The 20,912-nt window shown below is 60.4% G+C and carries 19 protein-coding genes; 8 read left to right on the top strand and 11 right to left on the bottom strand.

The genetic code is table 11. The features are described from left to right. Positions 1-4: 4 nt before the first annotated feature. The 3 genes from BLS57_RS02160 to BLS57_RS02150 are packed head-to-tail and all read right to left on the bottom strand — an operon-like array spanning position 5 to position 3,437. Positions 5-1,609, bottom strand: coding sequence for a 5-guanidino-2-oxopentanoate decarboxylase (locus BLS57_RS02160; RefSeq protein ID WP_093738698.1), 1,605 nt, complete (start codon positions 1,607-1,609; stop codon positions 5-7). Continuing rightward, positions 1,606-2,793: a pyridoxal phosphate-dependent aminotransferase gene (locus tag BLS57_RS02155; protein ID WP_093738696.1), complete on the bottom strand. Its 1,188-nt coding sequence runs from the start codon at positions 2,791-2,793 to the stop codon at positions 1,606-1,608. The genes BLS57_RS02160 and BLS57_RS02155 overlap by 4 nt, the downstream gene beginning before the upstream one ends. Then, positions 2,790-3,437, bottom strand: coding sequence for a TetR/AcrR family transcriptional regulator (locus BLS57_RS02150; protein ID WP_093738694.1), 648 nt, complete (start codon positions 3,435-3,437; stop codon positions 2,790-2,792). The genes BLS57_RS02155 and BLS57_RS02150 overlap by 4 nt, the downstream gene beginning before the upstream one ends. 86 nt (positions 3,438-3,523) lie before the next feature. Between BLS57_RS02150 and BLS57_RS02145 the strand changes: the two genes are divergently transcribed. The 5 genes from BLS57_RS02145 to BLS57_RS02125 all read left to right on the top strand — a co-directional run bounded on the left by BLS57_RS02145 (position 3,524) and on the right by BLS57_RS02125 (position 7,931). Continuing rightward, the gene (locus BLS57_RS02145) at positions 3,524-4,324 is read left to right on the top strand and encodes an ABC transporter ATP-binding protein (protein WP_093738692.1); all 801 of its coding nucleotides are present in this window, start codon (positions 3,524-3,526) and stop codon (positions 4,322-4,324) included. Between the two features lie 30 nt (positions 4,325-4,354). After that, on the top strand, positions 4,355-5,128 hold the full coding sequence (locus tag BLS57_RS02140; protein ID WP_093738690.1) for a transporter substrate-binding domain-containing protein: 774 nt from the start codon (positions 4,355-4,357) through the stop codon (positions 5,126-5,128). A 9-nt stretch (positions 5,129-5,137) separates the two neighbouring features. Next, positions 5,138-5,890: an ABC transporter permease gene (locus BLS57_RS02135; RefSeq protein WP_093738688.1), complete on the top strand. Its 753-nt coding sequence runs from the start codon at positions 5,138-5,140 to the stop codon at positions 5,888-5,890. Beyond that, entirely contained in the window at positions 5,887-6,657 is a 771-nt protein-coding gene (locus tag BLS57_RS02130; RefSeq protein WP_093738686.1) for an ABC transporter permease, read from the top strand. Before BLS57_RS02135 ends, BLS57_RS02130 begins: the two co-directional genes overlap by 4 nt. Before the next feature lie 134 nt (positions 6,658-6,791). Continuing rightward, positions 6,792-7,931, top strand: a complete 1,140-nt coding sequence (locus tag BLS57_RS02125) for an NAD(P)/FAD-dependent oxidoreductase (RefSeq protein WP_093738684.1) — start codon at positions 6,792-6,794, stop codon at positions 7,929-7,931. 106 nt (positions 7,932-8,037) lie between these two features. Here the strand turns inward: BLS57_RS02125 and BLS57_RS02120 are convergent, their stop codons facing one another. From BLS57_RS02120 to BLS57_RS02100, 5 genes are read right to left on the bottom strand one after another with little or no spacing between them, the layout of a single operon-like run. Beyond that, complete coding sequence (locus BLS57_RS02120; RefSeq protein WP_093738682.1) at positions 8,038-9,549, bottom strand: aldehyde dehydrogenase (NADP(+)); 1,512 nt, start codon at positions 9,547-9,549, stop codon at positions 8,038-8,040. Continuing rightward, the gene (locus BLS57_RS02115; RefSeq protein ID WP_093738680.1) at positions 9,546-10,553 is read right to left on the bottom strand and encodes a 4-hydroxythreonine-4-phosphate dehydrogenase PdxA; all 1,008 of its coding nucleotides are present in this window, start codon (positions 10,551-10,553) and stop codon (positions 9,546-9,548) included. The genes BLS57_RS02120 and BLS57_RS02115 overlap by 4 nt, the downstream gene beginning before the upstream one ends. A gap of 2 nt (positions 10,554-10,555) precedes the next feature. After that, complete coding sequence (locus tag BLS57_RS02110) at positions 10,556-11,287, bottom strand: GntR family transcriptional regulator (RefSeq protein ID WP_093738678.1); 732 nt, start codon at positions 11,285-11,287, stop codon at positions 10,556-10,558. Position 11,288: 1 nt separating this feature from the next. Further along, positions 11,289-12,200, bottom strand: a complete 912-nt coding sequence (locus tag BLS57_RS02105; RefSeq protein WP_093738676.1) for a dihydrodipicolinate synthase family protein — start codon at positions 12,198-12,200, stop codon at positions 11,289-11,291. Continuing rightward, positions 12,197-13,372, bottom strand: coding sequence for an L-rhamnonate dehydratase (locus BLS57_RS02100; protein WP_093738674.1), 1,176 nt, complete (start codon positions 13,370-13,372; stop codon positions 12,197-12,199). Before BLS57_RS02100 ends, BLS57_RS02105 begins: the two co-directional genes overlap by 4 nt. A 243-nt stretch (positions 13,373-13,615) precedes the next feature. Between BLS57_RS02100 and BLS57_RS02095 the strand changes: the two genes are divergently transcribed. The 3 genes from BLS57_RS02095 to BLS57_RS02085 are packed head-to-tail and all read left to right on the top strand — an operon-like array spanning position 13,616 to position 16,496. Then, positions 13,616-14,596 (top strand): TRAP transporter substrate-binding protein, encoded by a 981-nt coding sequence (locus BLS57_RS02095; protein WP_093738672.1) that lies wholly within the window; start codon positions 13,616-13,618, stop codon positions 14,594-14,596. Positions 14,597-14,655: 59 nt separating this feature from the next. Continuing rightward, positions 14,656-15,219, top strand: a complete 564-nt coding sequence (locus tag BLS57_RS02090; protein WP_093738670.1) for a TRAP transporter small permease — start codon at positions 14,656-14,658, stop codon at positions 15,217-15,219. Further along, a complete protein-coding gene (locus tag BLS57_RS02085; RefSeq protein WP_093738668.1) occupies positions 15,216-16,496 on the top strand; it encodes a TRAP transporter large permease in 1,281 nt (426 codons plus the stop codon). The genes BLS57_RS02090 and BLS57_RS02085 overlap by 4 nt, the downstream gene beginning before the upstream one ends. 186 nt (positions 16,497-16,682) lie before the next feature. Here BLS57_RS02085 and gyrB read toward each other — a convergent pair whose 3' ends face one another. The 3 genes from gyrB to recF all read right to left on the bottom strand — a co-directional run bounded on the left by gyrB (position 16,683) and on the right by recF (position 20,891). After that, positions 16,683-19,097, bottom strand: coding sequence for a DNA topoisomerase (ATP-hydrolyzing) subunit B (gyrB, locus tag BLS57_RS02080; protein WP_093738666.1), 2,415 nt, complete (start codon positions 19,095-19,097; stop codon positions 16,683-16,685). Between the two features lie 79 nt (positions 19,098-19,176). Next, entirely contained in the window at positions 19,177-19,797 is a 621-nt protein-coding gene (locus tag BLS57_RS02075) for a LysE family translocator (protein WP_093738664.1), read from the bottom strand. Beyond that, on the bottom strand, positions 19,794-20,891 hold the full coding sequence (gene recF, locus BLS57_RS02070) for a DNA replication/repair protein RecF (protein WP_093738662.1): 1,098 nt from the start codon (positions 20,889-20,891) through the stop codon (positions 19,794-19,796). The genes BLS57_RS02075 and recF overlap by 4 nt, the downstream gene beginning before the upstream one ends. Positions 20,892-20,912: the final 21 nt, after the last annotated feature.

Genomic DNA, 20,912 nt, shown 5'->3' with positions numbered 1-20,912 from the left:
ATACTCATTTGTTCTGCGGGCAAGGGGGCAAGTCCGCTTGGATTTCGATCATTGTCGGCCCGTTCGAGGACGTGGCAGCGCGGAGCGCTTCGGCCACTTCCTCAGGCGTGGGGCCGCAGCGCCAGAAGGGCATGCCGCAGGAACCTGCCACGCCTTCGAAATCGGGTGGGGTTGGGTCACAGCCGACGACACTTACCCCGGCGGATTGCATGGATGTCGCGATCTCTTGATAGCCGTGATTGTTCCAGATCACGAAGCAGATCGGCAGCTTCTCATCCACCGCGCACATCAATTCGGGCAGGCTGAACTGGGCGCCGCCGTCCCCGGTGATGCAGAGGACGGGCGTATCCGGCGCAGCCAGTGCGGCCCCTATTGCGGCGGGGATGCCATAGCCGAGTGCACCGAAACCAGTCGCAGCGTTGAACCAACCGCCGGGGCGGTCGTGATCGTAATAAAGGTTCCCGGCATAAATCGGCTGGGCGGAATCCCCGACCATGATCGCGCCTGGAACGGCTTGCCGCGCGGCGGCGAGCACGTCTGATAGCGCGCGCATGTCAGGGCCGATTTCCTCAAAAGCCGCACGGCGGGTTCGATCTGCCCTTTCTGCACCGTTCGGAGCAGTATTTCCCTCTGCGATCAGGCTATCCAGCGCCTCTAGCGCAGTCGCTGCGTCACCGAGAATGGCCAAAGTTGCGGGGTGACGGGACAATTGCTCTGGGCAGAGATCAATGCGGATCAGCGACGGCATCTGGGGCATGGTGCCGTTAGCATACATATCATAGTCGGTCGGCCCCAATTCGGTGCCGAGCGCCAGAACCACATCTGCCTCCTCAATCAGGGTGCGTGTGGCCTGCAGACTCGGGCTGGCGGGGACGCCGAGCGGGTGTTCAAACATCAGCCCGCGGGCATTCACCGTTTGCACCACCGGCGCGCCTAGCTTTTCGGCGAAAGCGCGCAAGGCGGTCCCGGCTTTGCGCACCCCTCCACCGGCAAGGATGAGCGGGGCTCTTGCCTCTGCTAAAAGTGCCGCCGCTTGCTCAATTTGACTAGGGTCAGGTGAGGGCCGGACAGGCGGCGTATCGGTTAGGGGCGTCGCCGTAAAAGGTGCGCCAGCGATGTCGAGCGGGATTTCCAGATGGGTCGGCCCCGGCCTTCCGCTCTGGAAAGGGGCGAAGGCCTGCGCCAGCATCGGCGTCAGATCGTCGGCACTTTCAACCCGTTCCGACACTAGCGCTACATTTCGCGCCAGCGCACGTTGGTCCGGTAGTTCATGCAGATGCCCCATGCCCAACCCGAGGGTCGATAGTTTGTTCACACCCGAAACCACCAGCATCGGCACGGAATCCGCGCGGGCCTGTCCCATTGCTGTAAGCGTATTGGTCAGCCCCGGCCCGGTGATGACAAAGGCTACGCCCGGCTGGCCCGAGACCCGGGCGTAGCCGTCGGCCATGAAGCCCGCGCCCTGTTCGTGCCGGGGTGTGACATGGCGAATGCCAGAAGCGGCCAAGCCGCGGTAAAGCTCAATCGTATGAACGCCCGGGATGCCAAAGACGCAGTCGACCCCGCGCTCCGATAGTTGAGCCACCAGTGCTTCGCCGATGCTGGTCATGCGGTTTCCAGTTGCAGCTGGGCGGCGTGGCGGATGATGCGGTCACAGGCTGCGTCGAACGCTGCGTCGTCGGTTGTAAGGGCCACGCGCACCCAAGCGTCTAGCGTTTCGCCAAATGACGCCCCGGGCATCACGGCGACGCCGCCGTGCTCCAGCAGGTGCAGCGCATAATCCGTGCCGATCATCCCGGTGGCCGAGACGTCGATCATCGCAAACATCCCAGCCTCTGGGCGGTGCACCTTGAGCGCGCTTTCTTTTGATAGCCTGTCGTGCAAACGCTCAGCGCGTGCGGCAAAACGCTGGCGCATACCCTCTGCCACAGGAGAGCCTTCGCGAACGGCCTTTTCGGTCATGTCCGCAATGAAGGGCTGATTGCCGAAGAGCATGGTTTCCGACAGGGGCAAGAGCGCTTCGGTGAAAGCTTCCGGCCCCACGCACCAGCCGCTTCGGAACCCCGGGGCGGCGTGGGATTTCGAGATCGAAGAGACGACAATCACCCGGTCGGCCAGTTTTGCGCGCGACAGGGGCGAGCAGAACTCCGAGGTGTCAAAGATCAACTCTTCATAGACCTCGTCCGAGATGATCCAGAGGTCATGTGCGATAGCCAGTTCCCCAAGCGCATCAATATCCTCGCGCGTCAGGATCGCGCCCGTTGGATTATGCGGCGTGGTCAGCAGGATGGCGCGGGTATAGGGGGTTATCCGGGCAGCAATGTCGTCAGCATGAATGCGAAAGCCGTTGTCGGCGCGCAGCGGCACCGGCACCACCTCGGCCCCGCTGGAGCGGACGACCCCTTCGTAGGTGGCATACATCGGATCACCGACCAGCACCTCGCAGTCCGCCTCGGCCACGCCCAGCAGAACGGCATAAAGCGCGGTCTGCGTGCCGGGGAAGCACATGATCTGATAGGGGGTGATGGGCCGGCCCGCGCTGCGCGAATACCGTTCGGCTAATGCTGCCCGCAGCCCGTCTTCGCCGCGCCCGTCGGAGTAGCCTGTGCGGCCCCGGCGCATGGCATCGGCTGCGACTTCGATCAGCGCGTCAGGCGTTGGCACATCCGGCTCACCGATGGTCAGTTCGATAATATCGCGACCCTGCGCCGCAAGTTCGCGCGCCTTGAGATGGACTTCCCATTTGGCCCCGCCGAGCCCGGCCAGACGTTGGGTGATATCTGTATGTCTCATGTCTTCTGCCCTGTCTCTGCTAGGTCCATTCCGATGATCGCGCCGATGGATTTGATCCCGATCTGCGGCAGTTCCTCCGGCGCAAAGGCGCCGGGCAAGACCCCGCCCTCCATCCAAAGACCGTCGATTAAAGCGTTGCAGGCGATGGCCAGCAGGCGTCGGTCTTGTGCCGTGCTTACGATCCCGGCCTCGCCCTGTACTTCACCGATCAATGCTTCGAGCCGGTCGCGGAATTCGTAATAGGTCCGCTGGTGGATCGTCTGCATCTGTTCGTCGTCATGGACCTTGTTAAGAAACCCGGCCCAAAGACTCACCGATCCGGCGTCGACCACCGGCGGCGTCAGGCTGTCGACCACAAAGGCCACCAGCCGCGCCCTGGCCGAGCCCTGCGCCGCGTCCGCACGGGCCGAGGTCAGGTTGGTCAGACGGTTCATGTGATATTCATAGGCCGCGGTGATCAGGTCTTCTTTCGACGAAAAGTAGTGTCGGATCATGCCTTGCGTGACCTCCGCACGGGTCGCAATGGCACGGACAGTGGCCGCTTGAACGCCCTGTTCGGCGATGAGGGACAGGGTCGCTCTAATCAGCGCTTCCCTACGTTGTGCCGCCGGCTCACGCTTGAATTTGCGAGTGTTTTCCGACACGGGCGCGTTCCAGATTTAGAAATTATACGCTTGCATAATTACTGTAACACGGCATTAATACAAGTCTCAAAAATAGGGGAAGATTAATGGGGGTCACCGACCCGGCCACAGATACCGCGATCGAAAGCGGCAGGCAGGAAGAGGCTATTCGGGTCACTGACCTGCATAAATCCTTTGGCAAGTTGGAGGTGCTGAAAGGTGTCTCGCTTACCGCCCAAAAGGGCGATGTCGTTGCTATCATCGGCGGCAGCGGCTCTGGCAAATCAACCTTTCTGCGCTGCATCAACTTCTTGGAAACGCCGAGCGCAGGCCAGATCGTCGTCAACGGCGAAGAGATCAAAATGCGGCGAGACGGTTCACCCGTCGACCGCCGCCAGATCGAGCGCATTCGCACGCGTCTGGGCATGGTGTTTCAGGCCTTCAACCTCTGGACCCACCGCACCTTGCTGGAAAACGTCATTGAGGTGCCGGTCTATGTGCTAAAGGTGCCGCGCGCCGAGGCGATCAAGCGCGCGCGGGTGCTGCTTGACCGTGTCGGTCTGGGTGACAAGGCTGATACCTTTCCGGCCTTCCTTTCTGGTGGTCAGCAACAACGTGCGGCCATTGCCCGCGCCCTCGCGGTGGACCCCAGCGTCATGCTTTTTGATGAACCTACGAGCGCGCTTGACCCGGAACTGGTGGGCGAAGTGCTCACCGTTATCCGCGATCTGGCGGCTGAGGGGCGCACCATGCTGCTCGTGACCCATGAGATGAAATTCGCCCGCGAAGTTGCGACCCATGTGGTCTATCTTTTCGAGGGGCGCATCGAAGAACAGGGGCCGCCGGAAGAGCTTTTCGGCAACCCTCAATCTGCCCGGCTTCAGCAATTCCTGCAGACGGTCGGCTAAACTACCAATAACAAAACAGGGAGACTACCTATGACACTGAAGAAACTACTGGCCGCAGCCATCGCTACCGCCACAATGAGTGCCGCCGCCGTATCCGCTGAAGAAGTGAAGATTGGCATCGCCGCTGAGCCATATCCGCCCTTTGCGTCGCTGAACGCTGCTGGCGAATGGGAAGGCTGGGAAGTCGAGATCATCAATGCGGTCTGTGCGGCGGCAGAGCTTGACTGTGTGATCACCCCCGTCGCTTGGGACGGCATCATCCCCTCGCTGACCGGCCAGCAGATCGATGCGATCATGGCATCGATGTCGATCACCGAAGAGCGCCAGAAGACCATCGACTTCAGTGATCCCTACTACAACACGCCTGCGGTTATCGTGGCGGATAAATCGATGGATATTGAGCCCACGCCAGAATCTCTGGCAGGCAAAATTATCGGCATTCAGGCGTCGACCATTCACCAAGCCTATGCCAACGCGCATTTTGGCGATGCGGATGAGATCCGTGTCTATCAGACCCAAGACGAGGCCAATCAGGATCTGGTCGCAGGCCGCATTGACGCCACACAGGCAGACAGCATCGCCATGGCGGATTTCGTGAACTCCGACAACGGCACCTGCTGCGAGATCAAGGGCGCGGTCGAAAATGACGAAGCGATCCTTGGCAAAGGGGTTGGTGCCGGTGTCCGCAAGGGCGACGATGCGCTGCGGGAGAGCCTGAACAAAGGCATTGCCAAGATCCTCGAAGACGGCACGCATGAAGAGATCACCTCGCGCTATTTCGATACCAGCATTTACGCCGAGTAAGCGCATATCTTGGACTTTCTCTTCGAAACCTTCGGGCTTGCCGAAAGTGCAAAACTGTTGTCGCTTAGCCCCCCGGGGTGGGGCGGCAACCTTTTGCGCGGGCTGGCGAATTCGCTGCAAATCGCTTTTGGCGCCTTTGGCTTTGGTTTGCTGATCGGGCTCTTTGGCGCTTACGGCAAGCTTTATGGCGGGGTGGTCCTTCGCGATCTCCTCGCTGTCTACACCACCGTGATCCGAGCGGTGCCGGAGCTGGTGTTGATCTTGATCCTTTACTACGTCGGCACCGACCTGATTAACCAAGTGGCTCAAGCTATGGGGTATGGGCGGGTCGAGATCAGTGGCGTGGTCGCTGGCATATGGGTCTTGGGTGTCGTCCAAGGTGCCTATGCGACCGAGGTCTTGCGTGGCGCGATCCAAGCCATTCCCTCCGGGCAGATCGAAGCCGCACGGGCTTACGGCATGCCGCCTTTCTTGCTGATGCGGCGGGTAACGATCCCAGCCATGATGTCTTTCGCGACGCCCGGTCTCGCGAACCTATGGCTGATCGCCACCAAGGACACTGCTCTTTTGGCCATCGTCGGCTTTAGCGAACTGACACTGGAAACCCGTCAGGCTGCCGCCAGCACGCGCGCCTATTTCACCTTCTTTCTCGCCGCTGGTGCGCTGTACTTGCTGGTAACGCTGTTCTCCGGCGTGGTCTTTGGCCGGATCGAAAAATGGGCGCGACGCGGGCAACCTTCGTTAAGAGGGGGGAGCCGATGACCACTCTGCGCGCTTTGATGCAACCGCACCGGATTGTAATGCTCCTGCTGCTGGTCGCCGTGGTGATCTGGTGTGCCGTGACCCTGCGATGGGATTGGATACCGGAATATGCGCCCCTCGCCCTAGAGGGGCTGTGGCGCACGATTTGGATTATGGTTGTGACCTGTATTCTCGGGTTTGCGCTGGCCGTTCCGTTGGGCCTCGCCCAAGCTGTCGGGCCTTGGTATCTCGCCGCCCCGGCGCGGGCTTTTTGTACTATCATCCGCGGCACACCGCTGCTTTTGCAGATCTGGTTGCTCTATTACGGGCTCGGTTCACTATTTCCGCAGATTCCTTGGATTCGCGGCAGCGAGTTGTGGCCCTATCTGCGCCAGGCATGGCCCTATGCAGTTCTGGCGCTGACGCTGTCCTATGCGGGCTATGAGGGCGAAGTCATGCGCGGGGCGTTTTCCAGCGTGAATAAAGGCCAGCTTGAGGCGGCGAACGCCTTTGGCATGCCGCGCCTTACGATGTTTCGCCGGATCTGGCTGCCACAGGCGATCCGCAATGTCCTGCCGACTTTGGGAGGGGAGACCATCTTGCAGCTAAAGGCCACGCCACTGGTCGCGACGATCACGGTGGTCGAGCTTTACGCGGTGTCGTCCCGCGTGCGTTCGGATACCTTCATCGTTTATGAACCGCTGATACTCCTAGCGGTATTCTATATGATAATCGCCGGCATCATCGCGCTCGCGTTCAAGCGGTTGGAAGATCGGGTGCCTGGGTAGAGGGCCGCTACAAGCGCGTACAACTCCGCGCAAACGGGTGAGCCGCGGATTTCAGTTTTGAACGATCGGTGTTGCGATGCGAAGAACTTTCGCTAGCGTCGGTGACTGTATTTTCAGAGGAAAGGGCTTGCTGGATGAGGTCGGTTGAGACAGCAGATATCGTGGTGATCGGTGCAGGAATCGCTGGCGCATCTGTAGCGGCCGAGCTGGCTGAGACGCATGAGGTCATCATGCTCGAGATGGAGGCCCAACCCGGCTACCATACCACGGGCCGCTCCGCGGCAGTATTCGCGCCGAACTACGGACCAAGCGGCGTTCGAGGTCTGACCCGAGCCTCTCGCGCATTCTTTGACCATCCACCCGAAGGGTTTGCGCAGGCACCTCTGTTAAGCCAGCGACAAATCCTGATGATCGCGCGCGATGACCAAATGGGCGCGCTAGAAGGTCTATACGCTGAGGCCGCGGAAACTGGCGCGGTCGAACTGCTCAGCGGGCCGCAATTGCAAGCCACCCAACCTCTGCTCCGAGATGGCTATGCTGTTGCGGGCATGTTGGACAAAGGCGGGCAGGACATTGATGTCGCCGGTCTCCACCAAGGCTATCTGCGCAAGTTCAAAGCGGCAGGCGGTAAGCTGATTACAAAGGCTGCTGTCGAGACACTCGAACGGCAAGGCGACACATGGGTGATTACGACCCGGCAGGGTCAATTTGAGGCACCAGTGGTCGTCAATGCCGCCGGGGCCTGGGCCGGAGAGATTGGCATGATGGCGGGGGCTGAGGCGATCCATCTCGTACCCAAGCGGCGGACCGCGATGGTGGTCGCAGAACCGGAAGGTTTCACGCAGCGCGATGGGCCGATCACCATCGATATCGATGAAAAATTCTACCTCAAGCCCGACGCCGGGCGACTGCTGATCTCACCCGCGGATGAGACCCCCAGCGACCCTTGCGACGTTCAACCAGACGAAATGGACGTTGCGATTTGCGCGGATCGCATCATGACCGCCTTCGCCTTAGACATCCGGCGGATCGAAAACAAATGGGCAGGCCTGCGCAGCTTTGTCGCGGACAAAGAGCCCGTGATCGGGTTTTCAGATGTAGCGCCCGGATTCTTCTGGATGGCCGGGCAGGGGGGCTACGGAATCCAATCGGCGCCGGCTGCCGGCGCTTTGGCCTGCGCATTGGTACAGGGAAAGTCGGTGCCGGAACACATCATCTCAGAAGGGTTTGATGCATCACAGGTCGCGCCCGGCCGGAAGGGGATCGCGGGCTGAACTGGCCCGTTCCACTGTATCCATGAACGGTTTTACTTTAGCGGGAGGTTCATTCTCGAAATTTCCGAAGTGATTAGGCCCGCACGTCCTCGTGTGGGCCTGTTTTTCAGAAGCCTTCAGGCAGCAAAGCCGCTGGCATATTCTGATAGCAAACCGGACGCAGAAAACGCCGGATCGACAAGGTGCCAACTGATGTTGCTCCAAAGTTGGTCGAGGCCGGGTAAGGACCTCCGTGAACCATACTGTCAGCCACCTCAACGCCCGTCGGGAAGCCGTTTACAAGCAAACGCCCGGCTTTGCGCTCGATGATTGGCATGAGGCGCTGCGCGGCTTCGGTGTCTGCGTCTTCCATCTGAAGCGTGATGGTAAGCTGGCCCTCCAGTCCTTTTGCGAGGCTTTGCATCTCTTCGACAGAGCTGGTTCGAACGACGAGCCCGAGGGGGCCAAAGACCTCTTCCCCAAGCTCCTGATCCTGCAAATACGCAGCACTATCAGTTTCATACAGATTGGGCAGCGCGTTGCGGCCTTCGCTTTCGGTTGAGAGAACCGCTTGTACCGCATTGCGGCGATCGAACCGAGCTTTTCCGTCGCGATAGGCCTGCGCGATGCCATCGGTCAGCATCACCTGCGCGGGCGCGTCTTTCAAAGCCGCGGCGGCAGCTTCGACAAACCTGTCGCCCTCAGCGCCTTCCGGTACGACTGCGATGCCGGGGTTGGTGCAGAACTGACCCGCCCCCATTGTCAGCGATTCGGCCCAGCCTTCGCCAAGCGCGGTGCCGCGGGATTTACAGGCCTCCGGCAGGACGAACATGGGATTGACTGAACCCAGTTCGCCGAAAAACGGGATCGGTTCGGGGCGTGCGGCGCAAAGGTCAAACAAGGCGCGCCCGCCGCCAAGCGAGCCGGTGAAGCCTACTGCTTTGATGAGGGGATGCTGAACTAAAGCTTGGCCGACCGCGCGGTCGCCGCCTTGGATCAAGGAGAAGACACCTTTTGGCATGTCGCATTTCTCAATCGCAGCATGCACCGCTTCGGCCACAATCTCGCCCGTGCCGGGATGGGCGGAATGGCCCTTTACGACAACCGGACATCCTGCGGCCAGTGCTGCGGCTGTGTCGCCACCGGCGGTGGAAAAGGCCAGCGGGAAGTTGGAAGCGCCAAAGACTGCGATTGGTCCGATCGGGCGCTGTACCATGCGCAGGTCCGGGCGGGGCAGGGGCTGCCGGTCGGGGAGGGCCGGGTCGTGCCTTGTATCGAGGTAGTCGCCCTTAAGGATATGATCGGCAAAAAGCCTTAACTGCCCCGTGGTCCGACCGCGTTCGCCGTTTAGCCGTGCTTCTGGCAGGCCCGTTTCGCGCGTGCCGATATCCGTGATCGCCTCGGCGCGGGCTTCGATCTCATCGGCAATCGTGTTGATGAAAGCGGCCCGCGCCTCGCGGGTGCTATAGCCATAGGACCAAAACGCAGCTTCTGCCGCTTCGCAGGCCTGATCGACAAGCGCCGTTGTTCCGACACTAAAGTCATGCGACGTACCGCTGGCGGGCTCAGATGGAAAAGTCTGCTCAGCGCCGACCCATGTGCCGGCGATCAAGTGTTTACCATGCGGGGTGAAGCTCATGCTGCTGTCTCCTTTTGCGAATTCCGGACCATTTTGCAGGCAACCTCGAATGCCGCGCGGGTGGCGCCAACGTCGGCTGTGCCCTGGCCTGCGATGTCAAATGCGGTGCCGTGTGCCGGGGTGGTCACCGGGACAGGCAGCCCGCCCTGAACCGTTACACCTCGGTCAAAGCCAAGGAGTTTGAGGGCGATTTGGCCTTGATCGTGGTACATCGTGACCACGGCGTCGATCTCGCCTCTCGTGACTTTCAGAAAGACGGTGTCAGACGGCAGCGGACCCGTGACAGCCATTTGACCGCCCGCCATGTGACGCACGGCCGGTTCGATCACGTCAATCTCCTCCCGGCCAAAGTTGCCGCCGTCCCCGGCATGGGGGTTAAGCGCTGCCACGGCAATGCGGGGCCGCGCGTGACCGGCTTGCCGCAGGGTGCGGTCGATCAGGCGGGTGGCCTCTTGGATGCGGTCGGGGGTGATCGCGTCGGCCACATCACGCAGGGCGATATGGCTGGTGACCCGGCTGGTCCACATGTCGTCGAGCGTGTTGAGCTCGGAGATGTAGTTGGTCACGCCCAATTTCTCGGCGATGTAATGCAACTCATCCGAATGACCAATCCCGGCCATATGCATGGAGGCCTTGTTGAACGGCGCGAAGAGAATTGCGTCGATCACCCCCTCCTGCACAAAGTCGAGCGCTTGATCGAGGACCCGGAGCGTGGACCGGCCCGAGGCTTCGGTACTCTGGCCGATAACGACATCCTCGGCTGTGATCGTTTCCATCTCATGCAGTGCGACTGGCGCGGTCGCGGTCCAATCCTGTGTAGTCGCGTCCACCGTTGTCATTGTGTGGTCGCACCCGGCTTGGCTCTGCCCCATTTCAAAGACATGACGGTCGCCGATCAGCAAGATCTGCGCCCGCTCGCAGCAGTCATCTGCCAGCAGCCGGGCGACAAGTTCTGGCCCGATGCCGCTGGGATCACCGGGGATAACACCAATTCTTGGGGTCATGTTCACTCCGTTTCTGTATTTCGGTCCTTGGCTTTGCCGTCTTCTTGCAAAGCTTTTTTGGTATTGGTGACGGCCGAGGCCAGGTGGTGGCGCAGGGCCTCGGATGTGGCTTTGGCGTCCCGCCGCGTCAGGGCGTCGACGATGGCACGGTGTTCGGCCAAGGTCTGGCCGCGGCCTGAGCGACGTTGCGAGGATTGAAAGCGCGCACGCCATAGCCGTGCATTGAACTTGAGATGCGTATCAATCAGCGGTGCATTGCGGCTCGCCTGCACGATGGCCTCATGCATCTGCATGTCGAGCCGGAAGGACTCCAGCGGGGAAAGCGTGCTGTCTCCTGCCTCGATCTGGCGTTGATACTCAGCCACCTGTTCGATCTCGGCGTCCGTGATACAGGCACAGGCCAACTCCCCCGCCAATGCTTCGAGCGCACCCATGACAATCAGGTTTTGTTCAATCTCGTCCAGCCGGGGATTGGCCACTTGTGGGCGGCGGGTGACCGAATATTCGATCAATCCGTCCTGTTCGAGAATAGTCAAAGCGCGGGTCAGCGGGGTCCGGCTGATGCCCAATGCAGCAGCCAGATCGCGCTCGGAGATATGCGCCCCGGCAGGCAGCTTCTCCAGCAAGATCAACTCGCGCAGCTTGTCTGCGGCGACCTCCACCAGTGTGGCGCGGGGCCGCGCGAGGGCAAGCTCGCCTGTGTCGAGGTCTGTGATGTCGGTCTTCTTGCTCATGTCAATTTCCCCAGCTCAGCACCACCGGCTCAAGCGGCCGGATCAAGCGGAGTAGGGACTCTCGTGTCTGAGGATGCAATGGGGCAATCGGGTGACGACAGAATTCCGACCGGATCACACCGCCTTCGACCATCGCTGCTTTGGCCGAGCGGAAGCCGCATTGACGGTTCTCATGGTTCACCGCGGGCAAGACGCGGGCATAGGCATCCGTCGCGGCCCGAATGTCGCCAGCAGCGAAATGGTCAATCACCAGCTTGATTTGGTCGGGGATCATCGCGCTGGTCATGGCACCAGTGGCCCCGGCCTCGAGATCGGCGAGCAGCGTGATCGCCTCCTCCCCGTCAAAGGGGCCTTCGATGGCGTCACCACCTGCCGCAATCAGATCGCGCAGCTTGGCTGCAGCCTGCGGGCATTCGATCTTGAACAAGCGGACCTCTTCAATCTCGCGTGCCATGCGCACAAGCAGCGGCACCGGCAGATCGACCCCTGAAAGCGGCGCGTCTTGCACCATGATCGGGATGCCAACTTCGCCCACTTGGGCAAACTGCTCAAAGCTCTGTTCCGCCGACCCTTTCAGCAATGCGCCATGGTACGGGGGCATCATCATGACCATCGCGGCACCGTGGTCTTTGGCATGCTGCGCGCGGGCCACGGCGATCTGGGTGGCGTAGTGGCTGATCGTGACGATGACGGGCAGTCGTCCCGCCATATGCTTAAGCGACACCTCGGTCAGAAGGCGACGTTCTTCATCGGTGATAAGGAACTGCTCAGAGAAATTGGCGAGGATGCAGATGCCATCGCTGCCTTGATCGACCATACAGTCGATCACCCGTTTCATGCCTTCGTAATCGACTGTCCCGTCTTCGTTGAACGGGGTCGGGGCGACGGGCCAGATGCCAGAGTATTTGGTCATTCTGTAATCTCAAAGTTGGAAAGATGTTTGTCGGAAATGGAGATGCCGAGGCCGGGTTTGTCATCGTCAAGCTGCAAGAAACCGTCCTGCGCCTCCGGGTCGCCTTCAAAGATGTAGTAGAAGAGCTCATTGCCGACCTCGACATCGAAAACCGGGAAGTACTCGGACATCGGGCAGTTCGTATTGGCCATGGTCAGGTGGTAGTTATGCATCTGGCCGGCATGCGGGATGACTGGGATCTGGGCGGCCTCAGCAATCGCGTTGACCTTTTGCGCGGCGGTGATGCCGCCCACGCGGTTGGTGTCATATTGCAGCACGCTCACCGCGCGGCGGTTGATCAGTTCGGCACAGCCGATCACGCTGAATTCATGTTCACCGCCTGAGATCGGAACGATGCCCATGGCATTTAACTCGGCATAGCCCGCCACATCATCGGCGATCACCGGTTCTTCCAGCCAGCGCGGCTCGTATTTTGCGAGTTTGGGCAGCATCCGTTTGGCGTAGTCTAGGTTCCAACCCATGTAGCACTCGAGCATCAGATCGTTGTCGTAGCCGATCACCTCTCGCAGCGCTTCGACGCGTTTAAGGTTCTCGCGCATGCCCGCCATGCCATCCTTTGGCCCAAAGCCAAACCGCGACTTAAAGCCGGTGTAGCCGTGCTTTAAGGCCTCTTCGGCTTCGGCCTGCATGCTTTCAACTGGCCCTGCGTAGAGCTTGGAATAGTAGACCGGGATTTTCTCTTTGGTGCGCCCGCCCAGAAGTTTGAACACGGGTTTGCCGACCAGCTTGCCCATCAAGTCCCAGATCGCGATGTCGACTGCCGAAATGGCCGTCATTCCGATCCCCTTGCGGCCCCAAGCATGGCTGCGGCGGTACATTTTCTCCCACAGGTAAGCGTAGTCAAAGGGGTCTTCACCGACCACCAGCGGCGCGAACCATTCATCGATTGCTTGTTTCACCAGCATGGGCGCCAAGGCCGCGTTGCCGATGCCGATGGTGCCGTCTTCCGTCTCAATCTCGCAGGTTAGCCACTGGTGAAAGCGAAAGCTCGCCATGGCGTCGCCTTTGATCCAGAGGGCATCCGACGCATTGGTGCAGAAATTTCCCGAGGGGGGCACAGTCGGCCCCTTCCAGTTCCAGACACGGGTGCGGACGGATTTGATCTTAGTCATCAGGGCCTCTCTTTTTCGCTGTTTCTCGTTCTGCCGGACGCTTCCGAAGACGAATCATGTTGACATCACTCTTATCATCATATTGGAGTTTTGGAATGCCAAAATGCTAAAGCGCCAAATTACGGAGGGTAAGGAATGACAAAAGGACGATCGCACAAGCTGCTGCGTCGCCGATGTTCATTTCCCGATAGGCAAAGGTGCAGCGGATGCGGCAGAACTTTCTTAACCAACGGAGGAGATACGATGAAAACCCTTACAAAGAGCCTGAGCGCCAGTCTGGCCGCCGCGACCTTTGCCCTTGTGACACCCGCAGTGGCGGACACCTATGTGGTGGCCGTGGGCGCGGCGTCGAACAGTTTGCAGGGCAAAAGCGCCGCACGCTTTGCCGAACAGCTACAAGAAGCGCTGGGCGACGCGCATACAGTGGAATTCTACGCCGATGCGCAACTCGGCAATGAAAAGGAACTGATGCAAAAGCTGCGTCTGGGCACCGTTGATTTCACGCTGATCTCCTCCATCATGACCAATGTCGCGCCCGAGTTTGCGCTCTTTGACATGCCTTTCCTCGTGCAGGACCGCGCCCATCTGAAGGCAATCGACGCCGAAATCGTGCAGCCCGATCTGGCGCCGCTGGCGCGTAAAGCCGGGCTCGAAGTTCTTTCCACGTGGGAGAACGGTTTCCGTCAGATCACCAACAACTCCCGCCCGATCAACACCCCTAGCGATCTCGACGGTCTCAAGATCCGTACGCCTTCTTCCGAATGGCGGGTTTCGATGTTCAAAGAATGGGGCGCGAACCCAACCCCGATGTCTTTCTCCGAAGTTTTTGTCGCCCTTCAAACCGGCACAATGGACGGTCAGGAGAACCCGCTGACCAATATCGTCGGCGCGAACTTCCAAGAGGTGCAGGGCTACCTCAGCCTTACCGGCCACGTCTATTCGCCAACCTATCTGACCACCGGGGCTGAAACCTGGTCGAAGCTTCCCGATGACGTCAAAACCGCCGCCACCAAGGTCGCGGCTTCTGTTCAGGACTGGTCGCTGAACCAAGGCGAAACTGCCGATGGTGAACTCGTCGAAAAGGTCCGTGCCGCAGGGGTAGAGGTCAACGAGGCTGATAAGGCCGCCTTTATCGAAGCCTCCGCACCGATCTACGCTGCATTCTCCAGCCAAGTGCCGGGTGGGGACGTACTCGTCTCGCGCGCACAAGAATTGGCCAAGTAAACACAGCTTCGCCCCGGTCGGCATGGGCCGGTCGGGGCTACTCAGAACAGGAGACAGGCATGGTCGCTAAGATCGAGCGTTTACTTCTTTGGGCAATCGAAACGGTTTGCCTCGCGCTGTTGGTGACGCTGGCGGGAGCGGTCGTCTATTCCACCACCATGCGTTACCTCGGCGCATCGCCCGCTTGGTACGACGAGATCGCCAGTGTCCTACTGGCTTGGCTCACGTATTTCGGTGCTGCCTATGCGGTGTTTATGCGCCAGCACATGGGCTTTTCGGGCATCGTCATTGCCCTGCCAAAATCCGCGTCCATCGCGCTTACCCTATTTTCCGAGTTGCTCGTCATCATCTATTTCTCCGTCACAGCCTATTATGGCAACGCCGTGCTTGCGGTGGCGAAATGGGATTCCCTGCTGTCGTTGCGCTGGATGACGTTGGACATCGTGCAATCGGTCATCCCGATCGCCTCGGTCCTGATGATCATCGGCACTCTGTTGAGCCTGCCACGCGCCCTGCGCCTCGCCGCTCAAGGCATCGATCCCGAACATGCTGAAATCGACAAAGCCATCGCCGAGGCCGAAGCCGAAACGGCTTCGCTCGACCTGAAGGACAACGCCAAATGATCCTCCTTTACACCACCATTGCCCTGATCACCCTGATCCTGATCAACGTGCCCATTGCCGTTGCGATCGGGGTGACCTCCATGGCGGGCTTTCTGCTGACCTCGGGCCCAGACGCGCTCTACGATATGGTGATCAAGCTCTACTCCGGCTCGACCTCTTTTCCGCTGATCGCGATCCCGCTTTTCATTCTGGCGGGCAACCTGATGAACACCTCCGGCATTTCCTTGCGGCTGATTAACTTTGTCACTGCGTTAATCGGTTTTATCCGCGGCGGGCTCGGAATGGTAAACATTGGCGTGTCGATGGTATTTGCCGAGATTTCCGGCTCCGCGGTGGCTGACGTGGCCGCCACCGGCACTGTCTTGATCCCCGAAATGAAACGACGCGGTTATTCGCGGACACTGGCAGCAGCGATTACGTCGTCTTCAGCATCGCTCGCCATCATCATCCCGCCTTCCATCCCCATGATCCTCTACGGCGCCATCGCGGAGACCTCGGTGATCAAGCTCTTCGTCGCCGGTGTTGTTCCGGGCCTGCTCGGCGCATTTCTTCTGATGGTAGTGACCTATGTGCTGGCCGTGCGATACGACCTGCCGCGTGCAGAAAGCTTCGATCTGGGCCATGTCGGGCGAACCTTCAAAGAAGCCTTCTGGGCACTGACCATGCCGGTCATCATCCTCGGCGGTATCTTTTCGGGTCTCGTCACCGCGACCGAAGGAGCGGGGCTAGCAGTCCTGGCGGCGCTGGTGATCGGGCTGTTTATTTACCGCGATCTCGATGTGTCACGGCTGCGTCGGACGATGCTGGAAGGGGTGAGCCAGACCGGTGTGGTGATGCTGTTGGTTTCGACTTCTGCCGCTTTGGGCCTGTTTCTGACCCAAGCGCAGGTACCACAAACCTTGGCGGCTCAAATTACCGAAATCACCACAAACCCGCTGATCGTGCTGGCACTGCTGAACCTGCTCCTGCTGGTCCTTGGGATGTTCCTGCACGGGGCCGCTGCGATCATCTTGGTCGTGCCGGTGGTGATGCCGCTCGTCAACGCGGTGGGGATCGATCCGATCCACTTTGGCATCATGGTCACATTGAACCTTGCCATCGGTCAACAAACCCCACCGGTCGCTTCGGTCCTCATCACCTCCTGCTCCATCGCACGCGCAGGTATTTGGGAGACCTCGCGCACCAACCTGCCGTTCATCGCGGTATTGGCCTTTGTGCTGCTATTGGTGACTTACGTTCCCGAAGTATCGCTGGCGTTGACCGGCTACCTCGACTGAATGGGCACCCTCCCGAGCCACTTGGGCGTTCGGGAGGGATGCAAGCTGAGAGACCTGCCAAAAGGCTGAGGCATTGGCGCTAGGGCAAGCACTGCGAGATAGCAGCTCGCTGCCTCAGTTGCTCAACATAAGTGTTAGAGCGCTTCACCTATCCCAATGGACAAAGGTAAAGCGCTCATTTCAGATTCAGAAATCCAAATTCTCCACGCTCAGAGCGTTCTTCTGAATAAACTCTCGCCGCGGCTCCACAACGTCACCCATCAGCTTGGTAAAGAGGTCATCCGCCTCAGCCATGTCCTCAACCCGAACCTGCAGCAGCGTACGGGCGTCAGGGTCCAGCGTGGTTTCCCAGAGCTGATCGGGGTTCATCTCGCCCAGACCCTTGTAGCGCTGCAGCGACAGCCCTTTTTCGCCTTCAGCCAAGATCGCATCCAGCAGGTCCATCGGGCCATAGATCATCTGGCTGCGGTCCTTGCGAACAAGCTTAGCGGGCTGGTCGTAGACGTCTTGCAGATGCTGGGTAAAGCTGCCGGATTTCTTGGCCTCGCCCGACCGCAACATACGGCCATCCAATGTGCGCACTTCTTCGACGCCGCGCAGGATGCGGGCAAGGCGGATGCCGTGGTCTTGGGTGATGCGGCCCTGCCAGCCACGCTCATATTCCAGCGCGATCAGGTTCAGACGGTCGGCGACCTTATCGGCGACGCCCTGCAAGTCACTGTCCACCGCGCCGTCAACGAAAGCACCGGCGATGGCGGCTTGTTCGAGGATGTGGCGCGGGTAATGGGTCGGGAAGGCTTCGAGCACACGGCGTAATTGGCGGGCCATATCGACCACGCGGGTGAGGTCTTGGCCGGTGATCTCTTCGCCATTGCCTTGGCGCAGCATCGCGCCGTCGACACCCTGCTGGATCAAGTAGTCCTCCATCGCCGCTTGGTCCTTGAGATACACCTCGGACTTGCCGCGCGACACTTTGTAAAGCGGCGGCTGCGCAATGTAGAGGTGACCGTTTTCAATCAGTTCCGGCATCTGGCGGTAGAAGAAGGTCAGCAGCAGCGTACGGATGTGCGCGCCATCGACGTCAGCGTCGGTCATGATGACGATCTTGTGGTAGCGCAGCTTGTCGATGTTGAACTCGTCGCGGCCAATGCCGGTGCCAAGCGCCATAACGAGGTTGCCGATCTCCTGAGAGCCCAGCATCCGGTCAAACCGCGCGCGTTCGACGTTGAGAATTTTCCCCTTTAGCGGCAGGATCGCTTGGGTCTGACGGTCGCGCCCGGTCTGGGCGGAGCCCCCGGCGCTGTCACCCTCGACAAGGAAGACTTCGGTCTTCGACGGGTCTTTCTCCGAGCAGTCTTTCAGCTTGCCAGCAAGGAAGTTCACATCCATCGCGGATTTCCGACGGGTGAGTTCCCGCGCCTTGCGGGCGGCTTCGCGGGCCTGAGCGGCCTCGACGATCTTGCCAACGATCTGCTTGGCTTCATTGGGGTTCTCTTCGAACCATTCGGCCAGCTTTTCGTTCACCAGACTCTCAACCGCCGGGCGCACCTCTGAGGAGACCAGCTTGTCTTTCGTCTGCGAGGAGAACTTGGGGTCCGGCACTTTGACCGAGAGGACGCAGGTCAGCCCTTCGCGGGCGTCATCACCGGTGAAGTTGATCTTTTCACGCTTGGCGATGCCGCTGGACTGCGCATAGCCGTTGATCGTGCGGGTCAGCGCGCCCCGAAAGCCCGCCATATGAGTGCCGCCATCGCGCTGCGGGATGTTGTTGGTGAAGGGCAGGACATTCTCGTGGTAGCTGTCGTTCCACCACATCGCCACTTCGATGCCGATGTCGTCCCGCTCGCCGGTGATGAAAATCGGCTCGGGCATGACGGCGGTCTTGTGCCGGTCGAGGTATTTGACGAATTCTTTCACGCCGCCGTCGTAGTAAAGCTCGGTCCGCAGCGGCTCCACGGGGCGCTCATCGGTCAGAATGATCCGCACGCCAGAGTTCAGGAAAGCCAGTTCGCGCAGGCGCTTTTCCAGCGTCTCGAAACTGTATTCCCGGTTCGAGAAGGTATCGGTCGAGGCCATGAAGCGGACCTCGGTGCCGGTGCGATCGGTCTCGCCCAGCACTTCGAGGTGTTTGGTGGTAAAGCCACCCTCAAAACGTGCGATATGCTCTTTGCCCTCGCGCCAGATGCGCAGTTCCAGCCAGTCCGACAGGGCGTTCACGACCGAAACGCCAACCCCGTGCAAGCCGCCGGAGACCTTGTAGGAGTTGCTGTCGAACTTACCGCCCGCGTGGAGCTGGGTCATGATGACCTCGGCTGCTGAGACGCCCTCTTCCTCGTGGATGCCCACCGGGATGCCGCGCCCGTTATCGCTGACCGAAACGCTTTCATCCGCGTGGATCGTGACCGTCACAGCGTCGGCGTGGCCAGCTAAAGCTTCGTCGATGCCGTTGTCCACGACCTCATAGACCATATGGTGCAAGCCCGAGCCGTCATCGGTGTCGCCGATATACATGCCGGGGCGTTTGCGGACAGCCTCCAACCCCTTGAGAACCTTGATGGAATCGGCACCGTATTCCTGTGGTGTCTGCGTGGTATCGGACATGCGGAAATAACCCTTCTCGTTTGCCCGATTTATAGTGTTTTCGACCGGCATTGTCACGCGAGTGGCACAAGATTTTGTGTCAGGCGAAGGGGATCACAAGGCCCACGAAAATGAGCATGCCGCCGGAGATCAGATTGATCCGCCGCAGGGTGCGCGGGGCAGTCAGAAAGCCGCGGACACGGCCCACCAAAACTGCGATTGTGAGGTTGCCGATCAGGGGCACGATGACCGATGCGGCAAGGATCACGCCGATGTCGGGGCCAGTGACGCTGCGCAGGTCAAAGAACCCCGGTAGCACGCCGATATAGAACAAAACCGCTTTCGGATTGCCGAGGATCGCGATGATGCCTGCCAGAAAGCCCGACCACATGCCGGGGCGGGTGAGGCGGCTGTCGGTGCTGATCTTCTCACCCGCCTGTCGGATCAGCGCCAGCCCCATGAGGATAAATACCCCGCTGGCGATCCAGCGCAGCAGCTCCATCATCGTGTCAAAGACCGAGAGGATCCATGTGATCCCCAGCACGGCCACCAGCGGCCAGAGGATGTCGCCAAGGGCCACGCCCAAGGCCAGCGGCCAAGCGGCCTGAAATCCGCCGGAAAGCGCGCGGGCCATCATGGCAAGCCAGACGGGGCCGGGGGTCAGAAAAAGGATCAGCAAGGCACCGCAGTAGAGCAGCAGATCGGCGGCGGTGATGGTCATGCGGGGATTTCCACTTTCGACAGGCCGTCGTCTTCGGTGACTTCGACATATTGCGCCCGGTCTCCGAGGCTGTCGAAGAGTTCTGGCCCGGTCGCGGTCATCCAAGCCTGCGCGCCGAGGGCAGTGATTTCATCATAGAGCGCGGCGCGGCGGGTCGCGTCGAGGTGGGCGGCGACTTCGTCCAGCAGCAGCAGAGGCGGCGCGCCGAAATCGGCGGCAATGGCGCGGGCATTGGCAAGGATCAGAGAGACCAGCAGCGCCTTTTGCTCTCCGGTAGAGCAATCCCGCGCCGCCACGCCCTTGGCGGCATAGGTGCCCTCCAGATCGGCGCGGTGCGGGCCGATGAGGGTGCGCCCGGCGGCCAGGTCGCGCATGCGGTTGTCCGACAGCGCACGGCACAAGGCGTCGGCTTCGGTGGGCATGTCGCATTGCAGGGCGAGTGTTGCAATGGGGAAGGCGGTCTGCGCTTCTTCCTGCGCTGCTTCGAGAGCGGCAAGGGCTTGCAGGCGGTTGGCGTGGATCTGCGCCCCGGTTTCAGCCATGCGGGTCTCAAGTGCGGCATACCAGGAGGGCTCGCGCACCATATCCTTGAGCAGCCTATTGCGCTCGCGCATGGCTTTTTCATAGCTGAGGGACAATTCGGCGTGGTCGGGCAACATGCTCAGCGTCACCCGGTCTAGAAACCGCCGCCGCCCTTCGGCGCCTTCGATCCAGAGCCGGTCCATCGCAGGGATCAGCCAGAGCACCCGCGCAATGCGGCCAAGCGTGGTTTGCGGTGCGGCTTTGCCATCAATCTTAGTCTGCCGTGCGGCCCCGGCTTCGGACCAAATCTCGATCTCATGCAGCACCGACGGGCCATGCAGCAGCCCGGTCATTTTCCAACCCAAGGCTTCGGGCCTGCGGGCCATGTCCTGCGCGCTGGTGCGGCGCAACCCACGGCCCGGCGAAAGCAGCGAGATCGCCTCGATGATATTGGTCTTGCCCGCACCATTCGGGCCATAGAGCGCCACGGGCCGCGCATCGACGTCGATCACCGCCCGCCTGTGCGAGCGGAAATGTGAAAGGCTCAGGTTGGAGAGATACAGCTGCGTCATGGGAAGCCGTTTTCTTTTAAA

Origin of the sequence: Sulfitobacter delicatus (genome assembly GCF_900102535.1) — a bacterium.
Taxonomy (GTDB): domain Bacteria; phylum Pseudomonadota; class Alphaproteobacteria; order Rhodobacterales; family Rhodobacteraceae; genus Sulfitobacter; species Sulfitobacter delicatus.
Note: the sequence above shows the minus strand (reverse complement) of the source record. Positions and strands in the feature narration are given on the sequence as shown.

Bases quoted from the DNA above. Each gene is read 5' to 3' on its own strand.
- BLS57_RS02160 (WP_093738698.1), bottom strand. From the start codon at position 1,609: ATGACCAGCATCGGCGAAGCACTGGTGGCTCAACTATCGGAGCGCGGG.
- BLS57_RS02155 (WP_093738696.1), bottom strand. From the start codon at position 2,793: ATGAGACATACAGATATCACCCAACGTCTGGCCGGGCTCGGCGGGGCC.
- BLS57_RS02145 (WP_093738692.1), top strand. From the start codon at position 3,524: ATGGGGGTCACCGACCCGGCCACAGATACCGCGATCGAAAGCGGCAGG.
- BLS57_RS02140 (WP_093738690.1), top strand. From the start codon at position 4,355: ATGACACTGAAGAAACTACTGGCCGCAGCCATCGCTACCGCCACAATG.
- BLS57_RS02130 (WP_093738686.1), top strand. From the start codon at position 5,887: ATGACCACTCTGCGCGCTTTGATGCAACCGCACCGGATTGTAATGCTC.
- BLS57_RS02125 (WP_093738684.1), top strand. From the start codon at position 6,792: ATGAGGTCGGTTGAGACAGCAGATATCGTGGTGATCGGTGCAGGAATC.
- BLS57_RS02120 (WP_093738682.1), bottom strand. From the start codon at position 9,549: ATGAGCTTCACCCCGCATGGTAAACACTTGATCGCCGGCACATGGGTC.
- BLS57_RS02115 (WP_093738680.1), bottom strand. From the start codon at position 10,553: ATGACCCCAAGAATTGGTGTTATCCCCGGTGATCCCAGCGGCATCGGG.
- BLS57_RS02110 (WP_093738678.1), bottom strand. From the start codon at position 11,287: ATGAGCAAGAAGACCGACATCACAGACCTCGACACAGGCGAGCTTGCC.
- BLS57_RS02105 (WP_093738676.1), bottom strand. From the start codon at position 12,200: ATGACCAAATACTCTGGCATCTGGCCCGTCGCCCCGACCCCGTTCAAC.
- BLS57_RS02100 (WP_093738674.1), bottom strand. From the start codon at position 13,372: ATGACTAAGATCAAATCCGTCCGCACCCGTGTCTGGAACTGGAAGGGG.
- BLS57_RS02095 (WP_093738672.1), top strand. From the start codon at position 13,616: ATGAAAACCCTTACAAAGAGCCTGAGCGCCAGTCTGGCCGCCGCGACC.
- BLS57_RS02090 (WP_093738670.1), top strand. From the start codon at position 14,656: ATGGTCGCTAAGATCGAGCGTTTACTTCTTTGGGCAATCGAAACGGTT.
- BLS57_RS02085 (WP_093738668.1), top strand. From the start codon at position 15,216: ATGATCCTCCTTTACACCACCATTGCCCTGATCACCCTGATCCTGATC.
- gyrB (WP_093738666.1), bottom strand. From the start codon at position 19,097: ATGTCCGATACCACGCAGACACCACAGGAATACGGTGCCGATTCCATC.
- BLS57_RS02075 (WP_093738664.1), bottom strand. From the start codon at position 19,797: ATGACCATCACCGCCGCCGATCTGCTGCTCTACTGCGGTGCCTTGCTG.
- recF (WP_093738662.1), bottom strand. From the start codon at position 20,891: ATGACGCAGCTGTATCTCTCCAACCTGAGCCTTTCACATTTCCGCTCG.